Genomic DNA, 17,930 nt, shown 5'->3' on the forward strand with positions numbered 1-17,930 from the left:
TCGACGGTCTCGCCGTCGTTGAACACGTCGTCGCCTTGCGGCGCACGGGTGTAGGTGGTGTCGGTTGCACCGGCCACGATGGTGACGGTGTTGCCGCCGTCGAGCGTGACGGTGACGTCGCGATCCACGGCTTCGCTTAGGCTGACCGTGAAGGTCTGTTCTTCGGCTTCGGTGAACTGCGCCGAGGTCGCCTCGATGCTGACGGTGATCGCGTCACCGTCGTTGGGCTCACCGGGATTGCCGGGGGTGCCGGGTTCGTCGGTGACGGCCACGCGGGTCTCACCGGCGGTGGCGAGGTCTTCGAACTCGCTGTCGCTGTCGTTGAGCACGGCGTCGATGCTGTTGACCAGGGTGTCCTGGCCACCAACAAAGGCGTCGTCGGCGGCGGTCACGGTGGTGCTGCCGCTCACGGCACCGGCGGCGATGGCCACCGTGGAGCCGTCGGCGAGACGGAACTCGAGACCGTTGTGGCCCGTGAGGTCGGCGCCGTCCGGGCCGGTCAGGGTGACGGTGTAGGTGACGGTGCCGCCTTCGGCGACGCTGTCGGTGTTCGCGCTCAGCGTGGCGGTCACGGTGTCGATGGTGTCGACTACTTCATGCGAAGTGGCATTATTGACCAGATTAAGATCTTCGTAACCACTGTTGTTACTACCTTCGAGATTGGACGGTGCACCAATAGTGTCACTATCAACGAATACATCTGGATCACTGAACGTGAACTCGGTGGTACCACTGGTGGCACCTGCCTCTACCGTAATAGTTTGCTGCTCACCATTAACATCGAAGGTGAAAGTCTCAGCCGTTGTCGGAGCGGTACCCAGCGTGATGGTGTAGACCACCGTAGCACCGTCTTCGTTACTTCCTGCTGCTAGTGTAGAGGTTAGCGTTGCATTAACGGTGTCACTATCATCTACCACATTGACCGTGGCGGTACTCTCGGTATTGAGATCCTCATAGTTACCGCCCTCAGTCTCACTGATGCTCACCGCGACAGGCGTATTACCTTGCTGGAACTCCTCATCATCACGAGAAGTAAAAGTGATCTCTCCACTGGTGGCACCAGCAGCAATAGTGATTTGTTCGCCATTACTTAGGGTAATAATGAGATCGGTAATTGGAGCATTATCAACGCTAGCAGTGATAGTTATTGAATCACCTTCGGTGACCTGTTCAGGGCCACTCAGCGTTATAGTCGTAGTATCGTTATCATCCACCACATTTACAGTATCGGTAGCTGTGGTATCGAGAGTGTCGTAACCACCACCAGTAGCATCAGAAATAGTTAACGATTGAGCGTCGTCACCTTGAAGGTAAACATCGTCTGGGCGGCTATCGAAGGTTACGCTACCCGTGGTTTCACCCACGGCGATGGTGATCTGTTGGCCGTTGCTGAGGGTGATCACCAGCGGACTGCCTTGCGGGGCGTTGTTGACGCTCGCCGTTACTGTAATGGGTTGCCCTTCGATGACCTGCTGCGGAACGCTAAGTGTGATGGTGCCAGACAATCCCGGACCCGGCTCTGGCGCCGGCTCAAGTGCCGCTTCATCTTCAGTTGCAGCTGCAGCATCGGGAGCACCGTCAAACTCAAAAAACTCAGCGCCTTCTAGGCCGCCTTCAGTGTTGAAACTAAGCGAGTCTGTTTCTTCGGCGATACGGGCTACGCGTACAAAATCGCTACCTCCGCCACCGCCACCGGCTCCACCACCGGCTGCAGTTGCGTCAAGCAGGTCAAGTAAATCACCATCTTCGTCGTCTAGGGCGGCGAGTAGTGCTTCAAGATCGTCGTCTTGAACGCTGGCATCTTCAGTCGTAACGATAAGATCGCTAACCAGGTCGGCTGTAACGGCCACCTCTTGGCCACCTTCAACTACATTGGCGCCTGTGCCGTCAGCAAAATCTAGCTCAACGCGTCCATTATCGGAGGTAATTAGCGTTTCGCCTTCTTGAAGCGTATCGCCAATGCTCAGTTCACGTAGATTACCCGCTTCGTCACGTGCCCATGCTTGCCCTGTAATAGCGATTACCGTTGCCGTTGCCATGTGTCACTCCTGGATCATTGCTCGATCATTGTTTGGTGCCACTTATCTAGCACATAAGCACTAGTGAGATTAGCGGCATATGAATTCATCCTAGTGGAGTAGGCAATTAAAAAGTATTGTACCGATGGCCAAAAAAATGAGGCCATTTAGGCCTCATTTTGTAACGCAACAACATCTCATAAGTAATGTCACTATTGGTGAATATATCCCTGCAACAACTACTCAACATTCAAGGCTGGCTTTGCTAGGAGCTTAACTGTTCAGCAAGCGGCGCTATTTTCAGAATAAGCTGTAAGCGATCCCGAACAGCAAGCTTTTTAAAAATAGCGCTCAAATGTGCCTTTACGGTGCGCTCGGTAATATCGAGCTGCCTCGCCACCTCTTTATTGGTAGCACCACGGGCAACCGCGAGTGCCACTCCCCGCTCGCGCTCAGTTAGCAGATCAAGATATTCACTATGCTGAAATGCACCGCCTTGATGACGCTGTTGTAGCGTCTTAAACGAGCCACCCAACACCTTTGCTAACAGCTCTTGGCCTACCCATACGCCATGGTTGCTCACCACTAATGCCACCTGCTTAAGCACCTCTGGCGCAGCTAGCGTATGCACATAACCCCGAGCGCCCAGATCAAACGCCTTAAGCGCTTCCCGGTCATTCGGCACATAACTGAGCACCACGGCAATGGCACCTTCAGCAACAATTAAAGGAACTAACTGCGGCCAACTTTCAACCGTGGTGGAGAGCCACACCAGATCATTAGGTTGAGCCGACTGGAGAACCACTTCAGGGGTCGATGAACCAACATTTTCAAATGCTTTTTGCCAACGCGTTTTTAAACTGCCGTCGGTGGTGATAAACCAGTGCTTCATCAACGCTCCCCCATGGAATCACGCCACGCTCTTAAGACAGGTTTCAGCATGAACTGCATCACTGTGCGCTTGCCCGTCACTATGTCCACCTGCGCCGTCATACCCGGAATTACTTGTAGTCTATCGGCGACATTTTCGTTCTCTAAACTGCGCACCCGCACTTGGTAGAAAGTATTGCCGTCATCATCAGTAATGGTGTCGGCACTAATATGCTCAAGCTCAGCCTGCAGCCCCCCATAAATGGCGTAATCATAGGCTGTGAGCTTAATGGTGGCAGACTGCCCTGGATGCAAAAAGGCGATATCTTGCGGCGCTATGCGCGCCTCAACCAGCAGTTGGTCATCAGTAGGAACTATTTCCACTATTTCTTGGCCCGGCTGAGCGACACCACCAATGGTGTTGATATTAATTCGCTGAACAATGCCATCCACAGGTGAACGAATTTCAGTCATGCTAACGCGATCCTGCAACCCGGTTCCCGATTGCTGAAGGGCGTTTAAATCTCCCAGCGTTTGTGCGAGGTCGTTTCGCCACTCACTCCTACGCTCGGCACCTAGCTCCAGCAGCTGCCCCTCGGCTTCTTCTACCCCGGCCTCTAGACGTGAAACAGCGGCATCCGCTTGGTTACGTTCGCCGGTTGCTCCGGATACATCACGCTGTAAACGCAGTACTTCCACTTCGGAAACAGCACCCGAAGCCAACAGTGGGCGCGTCAAGTTAAGTTCCTGACTGGCCATATTGACTTCACGTTGGGCGGTATCACGGCGGGCCTGTGCTTCTCGTAGCTCTTCCCGACGTTGACGAATTCGGTCATTAAGAACGTTTTCTTGCTCGCGCAGCTCCTCTCGGCGGCTCTCATAAACCTCGCGCTCTTGCATCACAATGTCAGGTACTTCTTGGCGCAGCTCTTCGGAAGGCTCAAACGGGGTGGCCGTGGCTAGCGCACGCAGCCTTTCAGCACGCGCTTGAAGCGCATAGCGCTGAGCACGGTTCTCACGAAAATCAGAGACAAAGCGCGTTGGGTCGATCTGCATAAGCACTTGACCTGCCTCGACGACCTGTCCTTCGCGAATAAAGATCTGCTCAACAACACCGCCGTCAAAAGACTGTATACGCTGTAGCTGGCTTGCGGGGATCACACGCCCCGCCCCACGCGTTACTTCATCGATAGAAGCGAAATACGCCCACACTAAAAGCGCAACGATGGTCAGCAGGACAGTATAGAGGAATAACCGTGCGCGAATGGGTTCTTGCTGCATACGTGCCCAGTCGGTATCGCTTGCCCAATCGCGGCTTAGATGGGCAGAGGTCACACGCTTGGCAAACAGCCGATCCATAAAAGGACGAAACGGTTTTTGACCTTTTTCCGAGAAACGGCCAATGGCGTCAAAGCCTTTTTGTTCGGTCGTGGAAGAGGGTTTACGCGTCATTACGATGCCCTCCCGATTTGGCCTTTACGTAATGCCTCAACCACAGTATCCCGCGGGCCATCCGCCACGACTTTTCCGGCGTCCATGACAATAATTCGATCGACCAGCGAAAGTAGCGACGTGCGGTGCGTGACCACTAGAACGGTTTTTCCAGCGGCCACGTTTTTCAGATTGGCTTTAAACGCCTCTTCGCTGGCGTTATCCATAGAGCTTGTGGGCTCATCCAACAATAGGATAGGCGGATCCTGCACCAGCGCACGGGCGATAGCGACGGACTGTTTTTGGCCACCAGAAAGCGCTTGACCGCGTTCACCTACTTGCAAATCCACGCCATGTGGGTGGCTATTGACGAGCGACTCTAAACCAGCCAATTCAATCGCTCTAAGTAACGCTTCATCATCAACGCGATCGCTGCCACCCCCTGACACAATATTGTCCCGCAGCGAGCCTGAAAACAGGCTAACGTCTTGGGGAACATAGCCAATATGGCGCCGCAGCTGCAGTGGGTCTAACTGGCGAATATCCACGTTATCCACCAGCACCGCACCCGATGTTGGCTGATAAAAACCTAGCACCAATTTGTTTAATGAAGATTTACCACAACCAATGCGGCCTAGCAGGGCAACTTTCTCACCTGCTTTAATTGTCACCGATACGTCTTTAAGCGCTTCACGCTCTTCATTAGGGTAACGAAGCGTGACTTTCTCAAGGCGTATATTGCCAGCGAAGCTGGGCTTTTCTACATAAGCCTTGCCTTCATGGCGCTCAACTTTCTTATCCATTACCGCATTTAGTGACTCAAGCGCCGTTGAGGACTGATGATATTGCGCCAGCAACGCCGCCGCCTGGCTGATCGGCGCCATCGCACGAGAAGAAAGCATATAAGCGGCAATCAACCCACCCTGGGTGAGGTTGCCTTCGATGATTTGATAAACACCCACGATAATCACGCACACCGCTACGCTGTGCTGCGCCCACTGGGCCACATTGGAAACCGAGGTGCTGACCATCTTTAGCTGCGCGCCGGTACGGGAAAGAAAGGCCGACGACTTCTCCCAGTGGCGCTGAATGCGACTCTCAGCTCGAAGCGCCTTAACATTTTCTAATTGGGAAATCGATTCCACCAACAGTGAGTTGCGCTGTGCGCCGACCTCCCAGGTCGTTTGAGAAAGCTCATGAAGCTTGCCCTGAGCAGCCAGTGCGTAGAGCAACACAACTACAATGCCAACCAACACCGGCAGCACTAACCAGGGATTAATTAGCGCGATAATCGCCGCAAACATCAGCACAAAGGGCAAATCGACAATACCCAGAATGGTCGCAGAACCAATAAACGCGCGTACCGACTCAAAAGACTGGAGCGTTGAGGTAAACGACCCGGTTGATGCAGGGCGCTCTTCTAAACGCAGGCCCAATGCTTTGGCCATAATAGCGGAGGAGAGCTTCACGTCCGCCCGACTGGCGGCTAAGTCGACAAAGCTGCTGCGCATCAGCCTGAGCACCAGATCAAAACACAGCACGATAAAGATGCCTATCGCGAGCACCCATAGCGTTTCCGTTGCCTGGTTGGGCACTACCCGGTCATAGACGTTAAGCACAAACAGCGGCATGGCGATGGCAAACACGTTAATGGCCACCGATCCGAGCACGATATCACGGTATAGGGGCCTGTTCTCGCGAATGACTCCCCAGAACCAGTGCTGATCGCGGCGTTTCTTGACCCCTGGCTCAGACGCGTTATCCGCAAGAAACTTAGGACGGATGTAAATAGCTTCGCCGCTATAGCCCGCATACAGTTCTTCAAGGGGTAGTTCAACGTTCGATTCAGATAGCTCTGGAAAAATGACGTTCACTTTTTGCTGCTTGAGGTCAATCCCTAACAGCACACAAGCACGCCCTGGCTCCAGCAATAGAATAGCGGGAAATAGCGCCGGGTTAAGCGCCGACAACTTGCTTTTAACAATGCGCGCAGTCAGCCCAGCACGGGAAGCGGCCCTGCCAAATACGGAAGGCGTTAACTTACCCTGCTCAAGGGGCAAGCCAGCTCTAAGAGCCTCTGATGAAACCTCATGCTGATGAAATGAGGCAACCGCTTTCAAACATTCGAGTAACTCATCGCCTAGTGGCTGCTCGCTAGTAGCTTCAACGGCCGGCCTTTCCAGCTTGGTTTGTGTCACAGAGACCTCATCCCCCTAATGCCTATTTAGGCATCTATTTCCCCAATGATTAACGAAAGCCGCTAACCCTTCGCCGCCAAACGACGAATAACTCTTTTTCTGTACAGAAACCTATTAAAACAGGTTAGCCCTTAGTGTCCAACGCATCCACACTGCCCATTTGCAGATATTGGGAAGTATCGACTGGCTGCTCATTGGCGGCATAAGACGAAGCTGGCATATCGGCGTGAGCGGGCAATGAAGATATTCCGCGTGTAAAATCATCTAGAGTAAAGCCACGTGGCCCTTCCGCCCCACAGGCCATTTCAGCACTAAGGGTTATATCGTCATAGCCAAGCTCGTCAAGGCTTGGGATATCCTCGCGCACAACCTCAAGAGTACTCATTAACTGACCCATGGCTGCTAACGTGCGAGCTTGAGCCAAGGTTAGGTCAAACTCTGCATTTGAGTAGGCGCGGCTGGCCTCAAAGTACTCGTTTTCACTGTCAAGTACGTCCAACAAGGTACGCTGGCCAATATCAAATTGCTGTTGGTAGGCTCCACGAACCCGGTTAATTGATTGGCGGTGTTCATTCAAGTAACTCAATTGCTCACCCAAGCGCTGGGTATCGTTGTAAGCAATTTGAGTGGTTTGCCGGACGTTTGTACAAGCTGTTTCGCGCTGATTGACGGCTTGCTCAATACGCGTAGTCGCCGCATCAAAAGCGGCGCTATCAGCGCCACCGCGATAGAGGTTCATACTGGCGACCAACTGAATACTATGCTCATCGCTACGACCAGCAATCGAGTCGTCTTGATTATTGGTTCCCGTACGCCCCTGTATATCCAGACGGGGCATAAAGGCAGCCTTGGCAGCGCCTTGTTCCGATCGTTGTACGGCAATATTTTCAATGGCAGCGTGAAAATCTGGATTCCCGTTGAATGCCATTTCAACAGCCTGGCTAACGTCTGTAGGTAGCTCATCGGCTAAGCTAGGTGCTGGCGACATATTCTGGGGGGGCAACTCGCCTACGATACGCTGATAGCGGGACGTTACATCGTGCAGGTTAGAGGCCTCTGTCATTATATTAGCTTCGGCCAATGCCAAGCGACCGCTAATTTGTTCTAGATCAACTCCGCGCCCTGCCCCGGAAAGCGCACGCTCTTCAATTTGCGCGAACACCCGTTGATGTTCGCGATAGTTGTCTTGAGCTAAACGCACCATCTCACGGTAGCGAAGCACGTCAAGATAGGTTCGAAAAGCTTCAAGCGTCACCTCTTCACTTGCACCCAGCAGCTCAAAATAGGCGATCAACCGAGTGCGATCCAAACGCTCTACTTCACTACGGGTGGCAAAACCATCAAACACCATTTGGGTGAGCGTAAGTTCAGCAAAGTCACTGCTGTAGCTTCCGCGCCCATCATTTTGCTGATCTTGCCGCCCCACACCTGCTGAGATATCAATCGTAGGCAAATAGTTACCCTTGGCGACCCTGACATCGCTCCCAGCGGCACTAAAGTTTGCCCATGCGGCGTTAACCTGCGGATTACTAATAATAGTTTGTTGAATAGTGCTCGGCAGGTCGGTGCTACCAGGTGCATAAAGGGTGGCTGGTAGCGATTGCGCCAGGGCCGAAAGCGGCATAAAGGCAAGTGCCGTAACCGATAAAGGTCGAATAAAGCGCTGTAAATAGAGAGGTTTGAGTTGGATTGTAACGTTGTCTTTCATGCTGATAGATCCCTTATGAGTATTTCTCTGTTTTAGAGCAAGTAGCCTTTCACTTGCAACAACAGCATATCGGCACCACTGGCTGCTTACCCGTTTCACATCGCCTGAAACTCAAATCTGATCTATGTTTGTTAACAAAGAACCAGTACATGAGTGTTCTTAACTAAATCGTATTAGCGTTGATGATAAGCTATAAGACCAAAACTCACAAATATTTACAATACAACCTCAAAAAAACACATTATGGCTGACTATTGTTTGGCGTCACTCGGCAACTGCTGAAGGCCCAATCCCAACAGAATGAGCACCAAGCCCACTAGGGTCGAAGGTAATATGGGCTCTCCCACCACCAAGAAAAGTAGCAATAGTGACACGGGGGGGGAGAGAAAAATCAGATTGGAGACTTTGGCCGTGCGCGACACCTTATGCACAGCCAACTGCCACAGAATGAACGCGACCCCCATCTCAAATAGCCCCACATAAACGCCCGCTCCAAAAGCGGGCAAGCCGTGCCATTGAAAACCGGGACCAATCAATAACAATAGGGTCAATACAGGTAGACCTACGCTAAAATTTTGCCATTGGCCAACGAGGGGCTGTCGAGTATCCCGCGCATTGAGCAGCCAATAAAGCGCCCAGAGCAGCGTTGAAGCGAGTGCAAGCACGACCCCTAGCGGGTCGGCGAAAGCGACATTAAAAACCGCGCCTCGAGTTGCTATCACCCAAACGCCTGCGTAGGCGACCAGCCCAGCAACGATATCCATATGCGTCAAGCGCTGCCCGAGCAGAGGAACAGCCAAAAACGCCATCGCTAAGGCCCAGGTGTAATTCAATGCCATCGCTTCTTGCCCAGGTAGGCGATCATAGGCAGCGAAAAGCACTAAATAGTAGGCCACTGGGTTCATCAATCCTGCCCACGCAGCTGTTTTCCAACCGGTGCGTAACGCTGTGGTGATATTTCCCTGCTTGATGACCAGCGCCCCCATCAGCGCCCAGGAAACAAATGCTGCGAGCCACATCAGCTCTAGAGGGCTCATCCATGCGAGGGCCACCTTAAATGCAGTTGCCACCGTCGACCATAATGCAACGGCCCCTAACCCAAACAGGATCGCTTGCCGATCCTGATTCATCGGTCGATATGCCCTAAATCTCGCCCCGGCTCTAACTGGTCGCGTACACGCTGCTTGAGAAGCTTGATATCCGGAAAACCACCATCGCGCTTGCGCTCCCATAACAGCACATCATCACACCAGATCTCGAACGTGCCGCCATGAGATGGTGCTAACGATACCTCACTTAAATCTTCGCCAAAGGTTGAGAGCAATTCCTGTGCGTACCAACCACTTCGCAGCAGCCATTGGCATTGTGTGCAATAACGGATTTGAATACGTGACATCCCTGATCTCCCAGGCAAGTTAATATGGCATCCTAAACAAATATTCTGTCATTTTGAGATGGCTTGAGATAGGTCGCTTGAGATAGTTCGATTAAGAAGGAATCCCGATGTCCGAAAACAACGTTTCGCAAACTCGCCTGTATGAGTGGCTAACGGGCGATGACGACAGCCGCATGTGTGACGACATACCTGACAGCGCCTGCGACGAGCAACCGCGCAATTTTTTCCTGCACGTATGGGCCTCTTTAGGTAATAAGTTAGCTGACGAGCTGTCGAGCGCGCGTTTAGTTTTACCCTGGCTGATGGGCATTATTGGCGCTCCCGTCTGGATGCTCGGCTTACTGGTACCCATCCGAGAGTCAGGCGCCCTGTTGCCACAAATTTTCGTGGCTGGGTTTATCCGTTTAAAGGCTAAGCGAAAGTGGGTGTGGGTCGCCGGCGCGTTGACCCAAGCATTCGCTGCCTTAGCACTTGCCTTACTGGCATTATTCGCTTCAGGCACATTTGGCGGTGCGTTAGTGCTCGCAGCGCTAATTCTGCTCTCGTTGGCACGCGGTTTATCCTCAATTGCCACAAAAGATGTGCTGGGCAAAACCATTGCCAAGCGACGTCGCGGCACGTTAATGGGCTGGAGCGGAAGCATTGCCGGCGCTGCCACGCTAGTAGCAGGGGCTGTGTTAATGCTGTTCGAGAACCGCCCCGGCAATTTAGTGGTGGCGATATTGCTGGCCATTGCAGCTAGCGGCTGGCTAATTAATGCCATCGCCGCCGCGCGTATTCAGGAAGCACCCGGTGCGGTTGAAGGCGGTGAAAACGGCTGGGACAGTATTAAACTGGGCCTGTCACTGCTTAAAGAGGACCGTACTTTTTTACACTTCAATGTTGCTCGGGCACTCCTGCTATCAAGTGCGCTTGCTCTTCCCTACATCGCCCTGCTGGGGCAGAACCAAAGCGGCACCGATTTAGGGGGTCTGGGCATACTAATTGTGGTATCGGGGCTTGCCGCAATGATAGCGAGCCCAATCTGGGGCAAACGCGCGGATCAGTCGAGCCGTGGGGTGATGCGCGATGCGGCAATGGGTACCGCTATTTGCTGTGTACTGGGCGCCAGCTTAGCTTGGTTGCCTGGCGGGTGGACTCACAGCATATGGCCCTATGCGGCGGTTTACGCGTTACTTGTCATTGTTCACCACGGCGTACGCTTAGGACGTAAAACCTATCTCGTCGATATGGCCAGCCAAGATAATCGTGCACTTTACGTTGCCCTTTCCAATACCTTAACCGGCGTATTAATGCTGTTCGTAGGTGGTCTTATTGGCGCCTTTGCACAATGGTTTGGTAGCGGCGTATTGCTACTCACCATGGCGGCTACCGCCGGCGGCGCTATACTAAGCGCGCATCAATTACCCGAGGTCGAGTGACACCCCATTGGCAAACACGATGAAGATCAAGGTTGCTTTTGAGAGACCAGCCAACGTTTGGAGAGCGTTCAAGATTGCAATGCGTGGCAACGCTCGCCATCATAGAAGCGGATAGCAGTGATGCGCTAGCGCATTTGCTATGCTGCCTATAATAAGTAATTGGGCATTCCGCCGGCTCACAGTTAAAGAAACGGCTGTGAACCATGGAAAGGACTTGGAGCTGCAACAGGAACCACTTAATGAAACGATCGCCTTTGATCAGCCCGGAACTACTTGAGCGTATTGTTGACGCATCAGAAGACGGCATAGTCGTTGCGGAGCAGGAGGGGGATGAAAATATCCTCATCTACGTCAACAAAGGCTTTGAACGCTTGACGGGCTACAGTGCGGATGAAATTTTGTATCGCGACTGCCGTTTCTTGCAGAACGAAGACCGCGACCAGGACGCGCTAGCCGTTATTCGGGATGCGCTGAAAGATGGTCACCCCTCCCGGGAGGTACTGCGTAATTATCGCAAAGACGGCACTATGTTTTGGAATGAGCTGTCTATCACGCCGGTCTACGACGAAGCAGATAAGCTGATGTATTACATTGGCGTGCAAAAAGATGTGACGGAACGTGTAGAGGCGCAGCTTGCGCTTACGGAGTTACAAAAGCAGCGCGAAAACGGCTAATCATTAACTTTCTCGTAAAAAAAACTATAAAGCTTGAACTTCATCCCAACTGGCGTTATACAGCGGCAAGGCGCTTGAATTGCGCTAGGCGCTTCACTTTGCATTTGGCATGTGTTTGATGAACCGCACATGTACTCGCGTGAAGCCGTTGTTACGCCGGCACGCCGGCTGGGTTGGAGGACATCACATGAGCCGTGATCCCCTAAGTCGTGAGACCCTAAGTCATGAAACCTTAGGCAACGAAACACTCGACTCGGATGAGTTCGAAAGCTTAGACGCCGTCAATGACGACCACTACGGTAAGAGCAAACCGAGCAAGGCTGACAGTTTACGCGCGCGTCGCCAAGTCGAAGCGTGGTTGGAAGAGCGCCGCCTTCAGCGCGCCATTGAAGATGACTGGGACGAAGAAGAGTAATACTTGGGCGGCTCGGCCTTCTCAGCAAATGAGTAGGCTTGGCTAGCCAAACACCTCAAGTAGCCTAGCCTTTCCTGGTGCAGACCACTATCATCACTCTCTAGCCAGCAATAAGAGCCAGCAGCCTACTGCTGTCGCTTTCTTCTTTTCAACAACTTAACGGATCTCCATGGCGCAATACGTTTTCACCATGAACCGGGTTGGCAAAGTAGTGCCGCCCAAAAAGCAAATTCTCAAGGATATTTCGCTCTCGTTTTTCCCTGGCGCCAAAATCGGCGTGCTGGGCCTAAACGGTTCGGGTAAATCCACACTGCTGCGCATTATGGCCGGTGTCGATAAAGAGTTTGAAGGTGAAGCTCGTCCGATGCCTGGCATCAATGTTGGCTATCTCCCCCAGGAGCCGCAGCTAGACGACGAGAAAAACGTCCGCGATACCGTCGAAGAAGCGCTGGGGGCGATCAAAGATGCGCAGGAGAAGCTGGATGGGGTGTATGCGGCCTACGCAGAGCCCGACGCAGACTTTGATGCGCTGGCCAGCGAGCAGGCACGGCTTGAAAACATTATCGAAGCCGCGGATGCTCACAACCTGGAGCGTAAGCTCGACGTTGCTGCCGAAGCGCTGCGTCTGCCCCCCTGGGATGCCAAAGTGGGTAATCTATCGGGTGGTGAGCGCCGCCGCGTAGCACTCTGCCGCTTACTGCTCTCCAGCCCAGATATGCTGCTGCTTGATGAGCCTACCAACCACCTTGACGCAGAGTCGGTGGCTTGGCTTGAGCGCTTCCTACACGACTACAACGGTACAGTCGTGGCGATCACCCACGACCGCTACTTCCTGGATAACGTGGCGGGTTGGATTCTCGAGCTTGACCGTGGCCAGGGTATCCCGTTTGAAGGTAACTACTCCCAGTGGTTGGAGCAGAAAGATCAGCGTCTGAATCAAGAAGCCAAGCAGGAAGCCTCGCGTCAGAAAGCCATCAAGCAAGAGCTTGAGTGGGTGCGCAGTAACGCCAAAGGCCGCCAAGCCAAAAGCAAAGCGCGGCTTAACCGCTTTGAAGAGATGCAGTCAGGCGATTTCCAAAAACGTAATGAAACCAATGAGATTTACATTCCGCCTGGCCCACGCCTAGGTGATAACGTCATTGAGTTTCGTGATGTGGCCAAGCGCTTCGATGACAAGCTGCTCTACCAGAACCTCTCGTTCACCATTCCCCAGGGTGCGATTGTCGGCATCGTCGGTGGTAACGGTGCGGGTAAATCGACGCTCTTCAAACTGATCACTGGTAAAGAGCAGCCGGACGAGGGCGAAGTTGTCGTTGGTGAAACGGTCGATATCGCTTACGTCGAACAGCTACGCGATGGCTTGGACGATAAGCAGAGCGTGTGGGAAGCCGTTTCAGATGGTCAGGACATCCTCAATATAAACGGCTACGAAGTCTCCTCGCGTGCCTATGTGGGTCGCTTTAACTTTAAAGGTAACGACCAGCAGAAGCGTTTGTCGGAGCTTTCCGGTGGTGAACGCGGTCGCTTACAGCTTGCCCAAACGCTCAAGCAAGGCGCTAACGTGCTGCTGCTCGATGAGCCCTCTAACGACCTGGATATCGAAACCCTGCGGGCACTTGAAGACGCGCTTCTGGCCTTCCCAGGCTGCGCCATGGTGATCTCCCACGATCGTTGGTTCCTTGACCGTATCGCCACGCACATTATGGCCTTCGAGGGTGACTCTGAAGTGGTCTTATTTGAAGGCAACTACGCAGAGTACGAAGCAGATCATAGAAAGCGGGTGGGCAACGATACACCCAAGCGCATGAAATATAAGCGCATTGATGCCTGATTATTGGCATCAAGTTAACTGTTACTATTAACAGCAAAGAGGCCCCGCATAGCGGGGCCTTTTAGTTTGTGATTGCACTGACGCCAGCGCGGCCGTGAGTGAAACGTCAACAGGCCCTAACGTCTGCGGCCAGTAAAAAATGGCACAAGAAACAAAATAAGAAACAAAACAAACTAAATTTGCGACTTCTCTTAAAGCATCTCCCTATGCCCCATTCTTCAGCGTGATCATGTATCAAATATGATAGACGCTTTTAGTCATCACCTTAGAGGCCAGACGCATACCCCACTTCACCGGTGCCGGAAAGCGAACGCCACCCGCTTCTAAGGCAAGCTGAGCGTGGTGGGCTTCATCAATGGCCATCTGGCGCAGTATGGCGCGTGAGCGCTTGTCGCCACTGGGTAGCGACTGTTGGTGTGAATCAAGATGCTTACCTACCTGCTCTTCGGTCGCGGCTACCAAGCCCAAACTAATACGGTCACTGACCGCCCCCGTGGCTGCGCCAATGCCAAACGAAGCAGCATAGAACAGCGGATTTAAGTAGCTCGTTCGGCTCTGCAACTGCGCCAGACGCTCATCACACCAGGCGAGATGATCAATCTCTTCCTGGGCAGACTGTTCCATCTGGTGACGCACATGAGGCAGTTTAGCGGTTACCCCCTGCCCCTGGTACAGCGCTTGGGCACAGACCTCACCGGTATGATTAATACGCATTAAACCGGCTGCATGGCGGCGCTCTTGATCGTCGAGCGTACCCTCGGCAACACCTTCTGCAGGGCTGATCCGCTGCGACGAAGCAGCGTGCGGCATAAGCGTTCGTAAAACGGCATCAAATTGATAAATCAGGCGATCTGAACGACTCTGTTGACGCTCCATGGCAACACTCCGTTGACTTACGATAGCGGTCTGCTGAGCTCAACCGGCAGGCCAGGTGAATGCGCGCCCACCCATTAAATGCATATGAATGTGGTAGACCGTTTGACCGCCCATTTCGTTGCAGTTCATCACCACGCGGTAGCCATCTTCAGCAAAGCCCTGCTCACGGGCAAGCTTGGCGGCGGTAAACTGAAGCCGCCCCACTGTGGCAAGGTCGGCTTCATCGATATCATTGAGCGTCGCGATATGCTTTTTAGGAATGATCAGCTGATGAGTCGGTGCCTGGGGGCCAATATCATTGAATGCCAACACGTGGTCATCTTCGTAAACGATATCAGCGGGAACTTCCCGGTTAATGATTTTGCAAAACAGACAATCCATACAGCTCTCCTATATTTTGGCATCACATGATTTTGGCGTCACATAGTTTGCTCGCCTCGCTTAGCGAAAGCGCCGTTGCGATAACAAATGACGCACCAAGGGGGCGAGGATTAACTCCATCGCCAGCGACATTCGCGCGCCTGGCACGACCAACGTGTGCGGGCGGGTCATAAACGAGTCTTTAATCATCGCCAGCAGCCAAGGGAAATCAACGGTGGAGGGATCCCGAAAGCGGATGACCACAAACGACTCAGCGTCGGTGGGTATATCCTGCACTTCAAAGGGGTTAGAGGTATCGACGGTCGGCACACGCTGAAAATTAATGTGAGTACGCGAAAACTGCGGCTGGATGTAGCGAACGTAGTCATCCATCCGGCCAAGAATAGTGTCGATGACTGCTTCTTGTGAGTAGCCACGCAACTTGGTGTCACGGTCGATCTTTTGAATCCACTCAAGATTCATGGTCGGCGCCACGCCTACCAACAGATCCACATGGCGGGCAATATCATACTCTTCAGTGACCAGCCCGCCATGCAATCCTTCATAAAACAGCAGGTCGGTGCCACAGGGCAGCGACTGCCACTCGGTGAAAGTACCTACCCGACAGCCCGCTTCGATTTTCTGCTTATCTTCAGCGTGGATATAGTGTCGAAAAGTACCCGAGCCGTGCTCGCCATACTCACTGAACAGTCCTTCCAGGCGATCCAGCAAGTTCGCCTCAACGGCAAAATGAGAAAGCTCATCTTTGCGTTCCGGCTCTTCCCGGAAGATTCGGTGCAGATCATCGCGGGTATAGCGGTGAAAGGCATCCCCATCGACCACCGCCGCATGCACATCTTCGCGCAAAAACATGCGCTCAAAGCTGCGCCGAACGGTGGTGGTACCCGCCCCTGAAGAGCCGGTCACCGCGATAATCGGATACTCCCGTGACATCAGCCACACCTCGCGTGGGAAAGCGCTTGTTTAACCTGCTCGGGCACCTCAACAGGGCGCCCTGTGGCAAGATCGATCAGTAGTTGGTTAACCCTCGCTGTGGCGACTACCTGCTGAGACTCTGTCTGGTAAATACGCTGATAAATCGTCAACGCTTTGCCTTGCGGCTCTGGCACGGCAGTGGCAATCATTAATGCATCGGGCCAGCGTGCTTCACTTTGATACTGTACGGCGATATCAGCGACGACTGAAGGGTACCCGTGCATATCCCACTCGGGCAGATCCAGAGCAGCGAAAGCCTGAATACGTGCCTCGTGGAGCAGCGACACCAGCGCATCATGCCCCAAGTGGCGGCCGTAGTTCATATCGGTTACCCGCACCGTCAAAGGGTGACGATGAATGACCGCTTCAGCGGGAAAGTCCAGCTTGACACGCTCCATGCCTGTTTCCTCGTCAGTATTTGCGTAGCGTAAGGCTTACTTACTCCTCACGGGCAATCGCTCTGAAGGCGATATCGCGGCGACACTCGACGCCGTCCCAGTGAATAGCATTAACGCCCTGATACGCTTGCTGCTGCGCCGCTGAGACGCTATCGCCTAATGCCGTTACACACAGCACACGGCCACCTGCCGTAGTGATCTCGCCCTGGGCATTTTGCACGGTGCCTGCGTGAAACACTTTGCAGCCCGTTTCTTCAGCCGCGGCTAAGCCGGTAATCACATCACCCTTGCGGTAGCTACCAGGGTAACCACCGGCCGCCAGCACCACACCCACCGCGGCGCGAGCGTCCCATTCGCAGCGCTTGCCGGCCAGGTTGCCCTCGGCACCCGCTAAGCAGAGCTCGGCGAAATCAGAGGTTAAGCGCAGCATAATCGGCTGGGTTTCCGGGTCACCAAAACGGCAGTTGTACTCGATAACCTTGGGATTGCCCGCTGCGTCGATCATCAGGCCTGCATATAAGAACCCCGTGTAGGCATTGCCCTCTGCGGCCATACCTCGCACGGTGGGCAGAATGACTTGCTCCATAATACGCGCGTCAACTTCGGGGGTAACCACCGGCGCGGGAGAATAGGCACCCATACCGCCGGTATTAGGGCCAGTGTCACCATCATAGGCGCGTTTGTGATCCTGGCTTGTGGCCATGGGGACGACGTGTTCACCGTCCACCATGACAATAAAGCTCGCCTCTTCCCCTTCCAGAAACTCTTCGATGACCACGCGCGCGCCAGCACCGCCGAAGGCATTGGCTTCCAGCATGTCACGAATAGCGGCCTCAGCTTCGGCTTCGCTAAGTGCCACAATCACGCCTTTACCCGCGGCTAGGCCATCCGCTTTAATGACAATCGGTGCGCCCATTTTGCTTAAATAGGCAAGCGCCGGGTCTACTTCCGTAAACGTTTGGTAGTCAGCCGAAGGAATATCATGGCGAGCCAGGAAGTCTTTGGTAAATGATTTTGAACCTTCCAACTGGGCGGCCGCTTGACTAGGACCAAAGATTGTCAAACCGGCGGCTTGAAAACGATCAACAACGCCTTCTACCAAGGGGGCCTCTGGGCCCACCACGGTTAGGCCAATCTGCTCATCACGGGCAAAATCGACCAGACTGTCGAGATCCGTTGCAGCAATCGCTACGTTGGTCAGCTTTGCTTCTGTTGCGGTGCCCGCATTGCCGGGCGCTACAAACACCTGCTCAACCTGGTTAGATTGCGCCAATTTCCAAGCCAGGGCGTGCTCGCGACCACCGCCACCTATCATCAAAACCTTCATGTGCATCCTTC

At 53.5% G+C, this 17,930-nt stretch carries 16 protein-coding genes; 4 read left to right on the forward strand and 12 right to left on the reverse strand.

Annotated elements, in window-relative coordinates; genetic code table 11:
- From KUC_RS19585 to KUC_RS11155, 7 genes are all read right to left on the reverse strand, one after another.
- The coding region (locus KUC_RS19585; protein ID WP_040480699.1) for a retention module-containing protein at positions 1-2,039 on the reverse strand (2,039 nt) is incomplete at its 3' end.
- 244 nt (positions 2,040-2,283) lie between these two features.
- Complete coding sequence (locus tag KUC_RS11130; RefSeq protein WP_007113300.1) at positions 2,284-2,910, reverse strand: response regulator transcription factor; 627 nt, start codon at positions 2,908-2,910, stop codon at positions 2,284-2,286.
- Entirely contained in the window at positions 2,910-4,340 is a 1,431-nt protein-coding gene (locus KUC_RS11135; RefSeq protein WP_007113301.1) for an HlyD family type I secretion periplasmic adaptor subunit, read from the reverse strand. Before KUC_RS11135 ends, KUC_RS11130 begins: the two co-directional genes overlap by 1 nt.
- Positions 4,340-6,517: a type I secretion system permease/ATPase gene (locus tag KUC_RS11140; protein ID WP_007113302.1), complete on the reverse strand. Its 2,178-nt coding sequence runs from the start codon at positions 6,515-6,517 to the stop codon at positions 4,340-4,342. The genes KUC_RS11135 and KUC_RS11140 overlap by 1 nt, the downstream gene beginning before the upstream one ends.
- 124 nt (positions 6,518-6,641) lie before the next feature.
- Positions 6,642-8,225: a TolC family outer membrane protein gene (locus KUC_RS11145; protein WP_007113303.1), complete on the reverse strand. Its 1,584-nt coding sequence runs from the start codon at positions 8,223-8,225 to the stop codon at positions 6,642-6,644.
- Positions 8,226-8,476: 251 nt separating this feature from the next.
- A complete protein-coding gene (locus tag KUC_RS11150) occupies positions 8,477-9,355 on the reverse strand; it encodes a DMT family transporter (RefSeq protein WP_040480701.1) in 879 nt (292 codons plus the stop codon).
- Positions 9,352-9,621: an Rdx family protein gene (locus KUC_RS11155; protein ID WP_040480703.1), complete on the reverse strand. Its 270-nt coding sequence runs from the start codon at positions 9,619-9,621 to the stop codon at positions 9,352-9,354. The genes KUC_RS11150 and KUC_RS11155 overlap by 4 nt, the downstream gene beginning before the upstream one ends.
- A 107-nt stretch (positions 9,622-9,728) precedes the next feature.
- Between KUC_RS11155 and KUC_RS11160 the strand changes: the two genes are divergently transcribed.
- From KUC_RS11160 to ettA, 4 genes are all read left to right on the forward strand, one after another.
- Positions 9,729-11,042: an MFS transporter gene (locus KUC_RS11160; protein ID WP_007113306.1), complete on the forward strand. Its 1,314-nt coding sequence runs from the start codon at positions 9,729-9,731 to the stop codon at positions 11,040-11,042.
- A 239-nt stretch (positions 11,043-11,281) separates the two neighbouring features.
- On the forward strand, positions 11,282-11,716 hold the full coding sequence (locus KUC_RS11165; protein ID WP_040480704.1) for a PAS domain S-box protein: 435 nt from the start codon (positions 11,282-11,284) through the stop codon (positions 11,714-11,716).
- Positions 11,717-11,903: 187 nt separating this feature from the next.
- Entirely contained in the window at positions 11,904-12,131 is a 228-nt protein-coding gene (locus KUC_RS11170; protein ID WP_007113308.1) for a PA3496 family putative envelope integrity protein, read from the forward strand.
- A gap of 169 nt (positions 12,132-12,300) precedes the next feature.
- Positions 12,301-13,962 carry an energy-dependent translational throttle protein EttA gene (gene ettA, locus KUC_RS11175; protein ID WP_007113309.1) on the forward strand — a complete coding sequence of 554 codons (1,662 nt, stop codon included), beginning with the start codon at positions 12,301-12,303 and terminating at the stop codon, positions 13,960-13,962.
- 234 nt (positions 13,963-14,196) lie between these two features.
- Here ettA and coq7 read toward each other — a convergent pair whose 3' ends face one another.
- Genes coq7 through purD form a run of 5 tightly spaced genes read right to left on the reverse strand, consistent with a single transcriptional unit; the run spans position 14,197 to position 17,919 of the window.
- Positions 14,197-14,838, reverse strand: a complete 642-nt coding sequence (coq7, locus tag KUC_RS11180; protein ID WP_007113310.1) for a 2-polyprenyl-3-methyl-6-methoxy-1,4-benzoquinone monooxygenase — start codon at positions 14,836-14,838, stop codon at positions 14,197-14,199.
- 39 nt (positions 14,839-14,877) lie between these two features.
- A complete protein-coding gene (locus KUC_RS11185) occupies positions 14,878-15,219 on the reverse strand; it encodes a histidine triad nucleotide-binding protein (RefSeq protein ID WP_007113311.1) in 342 nt (113 codons plus the stop codon).
- Positions 15,220-15,279: 60 nt separating this feature from the next.
- A complete protein-coding gene (locus tag KUC_RS11190; protein ID WP_040480705.1) occupies positions 15,280-16,152 on the reverse strand; it encodes a phosphoribulokinase in 873 nt (290 codons plus the stop codon).
- Positions 16,152-16,592: an acyl-CoA thioesterase gene (locus tag KUC_RS11195; RefSeq protein ID WP_007113313.1), complete on the reverse strand. Its 441-nt coding sequence runs from the start codon at positions 16,590-16,592 to the stop codon at positions 16,152-16,154. The genes KUC_RS11190 and KUC_RS11195 overlap by 1 nt, the downstream gene beginning before the upstream one ends.
- Positions 16,593-16,632: 40 nt before the next feature.
- Positions 16,633-17,919: a phosphoribosylamine--glycine ligase gene (gene purD / locus KUC_RS11200; RefSeq protein WP_007113314.1), complete on the reverse strand. Its 1,287-nt coding sequence runs from the start codon at positions 17,917-17,919 to the stop codon at positions 16,633-16,635.
- Positions 17,920-17,930: the final 11 nt, after the last annotated feature.

Source organism: Vreelandella boliviensis LC1 (assembly GCF_000236035.1).
Lineage (GTDB): Bacteria > Pseudomonadota > Gammaproteobacteria > Pseudomonadales > Halomonadaceae > Vreelandella > Vreelandella boliviensis.

What these genes read in the sequence shown, in the direction of transcription:
- KUC_RS11130 (WP_007113300.1), bottom strand. Translation starts at nt 2,910, where the DNA reads ATGAAGCACTGGTTTATCACCACCGACGGCAGTTTAAAAACGCGTTGG.
- KUC_RS11135 (WP_007113301.1), bottom strand. Translation starts at nt 4,340, where the DNA reads ATGACGCGTAAACCCTCTTCCACGACCGAACAAAAAGGCTTTGACGCC.
- KUC_RS11145 (WP_007113303.1), bottom strand. Translation starts at nt 8,225, where the DNA reads ATGAAAGACAACGTTACAATCCAACTCAAACCTCTCTATTTACAGCGC.
- KUC_RS11150 (WP_040480701.1), bottom strand. Translation starts at nt 9,355, where the DNA reads ATGAATCAGGATCGGCAAGCGATCCTGTTTGGGTTAGGGGCCGTTGCA.
- KUC_RS11155 (WP_040480703.1), bottom strand. Translation starts at nt 9,621, where the DNA reads ATGTCACGTATTCAAATCCGTTATTGCACACAATGCCAATGGCTGCTG.
- KUC_RS11160 (WP_007113306.1), top strand. Translation starts at nt 9,729, where the DNA reads ATGTCCGAAAACAACGTTTCGCAAACTCGCCTGTATGAGTGGCTAACG.
- KUC_RS11165 (WP_040480704.1), top strand. Translation starts at nt 11,282, where the DNA reads ATGAAACGATCGCCTTTGATCAGCCCGGAACTACTTGAGCGTATTGTT.
- KUC_RS11170 (WP_007113308.1), top strand. Translation starts at nt 11,904, where the DNA reads ATGAGCCGTGATCCCCTAAGTCGTGAGACCCTAAGTCATGAAACCTTA.
- ettA (WP_007113309.1), top strand. Translation starts at nt 12,301, where the DNA reads ATGGCGCAATACGTTTTCACCATGAACCGGGTTGGCAAAGTAGTGCCG.
- coq7 (WP_007113310.1), bottom strand. Translation starts at nt 14,838, where the DNA reads ATGGAGCGTCAACAGAGTCGTTCAGATCGCCTGATTTATCAATTTGAT.
- KUC_RS11185 (WP_007113311.1), bottom strand. Translation starts at nt 15,219, where the DNA reads ATGGATTGTCTGTTTTGCAAAATCATTAACCGGGAAGTTCCCGCTGAT.
- KUC_RS11190 (WP_040480705.1), bottom strand. Translation starts at nt 16,152, where the DNA reads ATGTCACGGGAGTATCCGATTATCGCGGTGACCGGCTCTTCAGGGGCG.
- KUC_RS11195 (WP_007113313.1), bottom strand. Translation starts at nt 16,592, where the DNA reads ATGGAGCGTGTCAAGCTGGACTTTCCCGCTGAAGCGGTCATTCATCGT.
- purD (WP_007113314.1), bottom strand. Translation starts at nt 17,919, where the DNA reads ATGAAGGTTTTGATGATAGGTGGCGGTGGTCGCGAGCACGCCCTGGCT.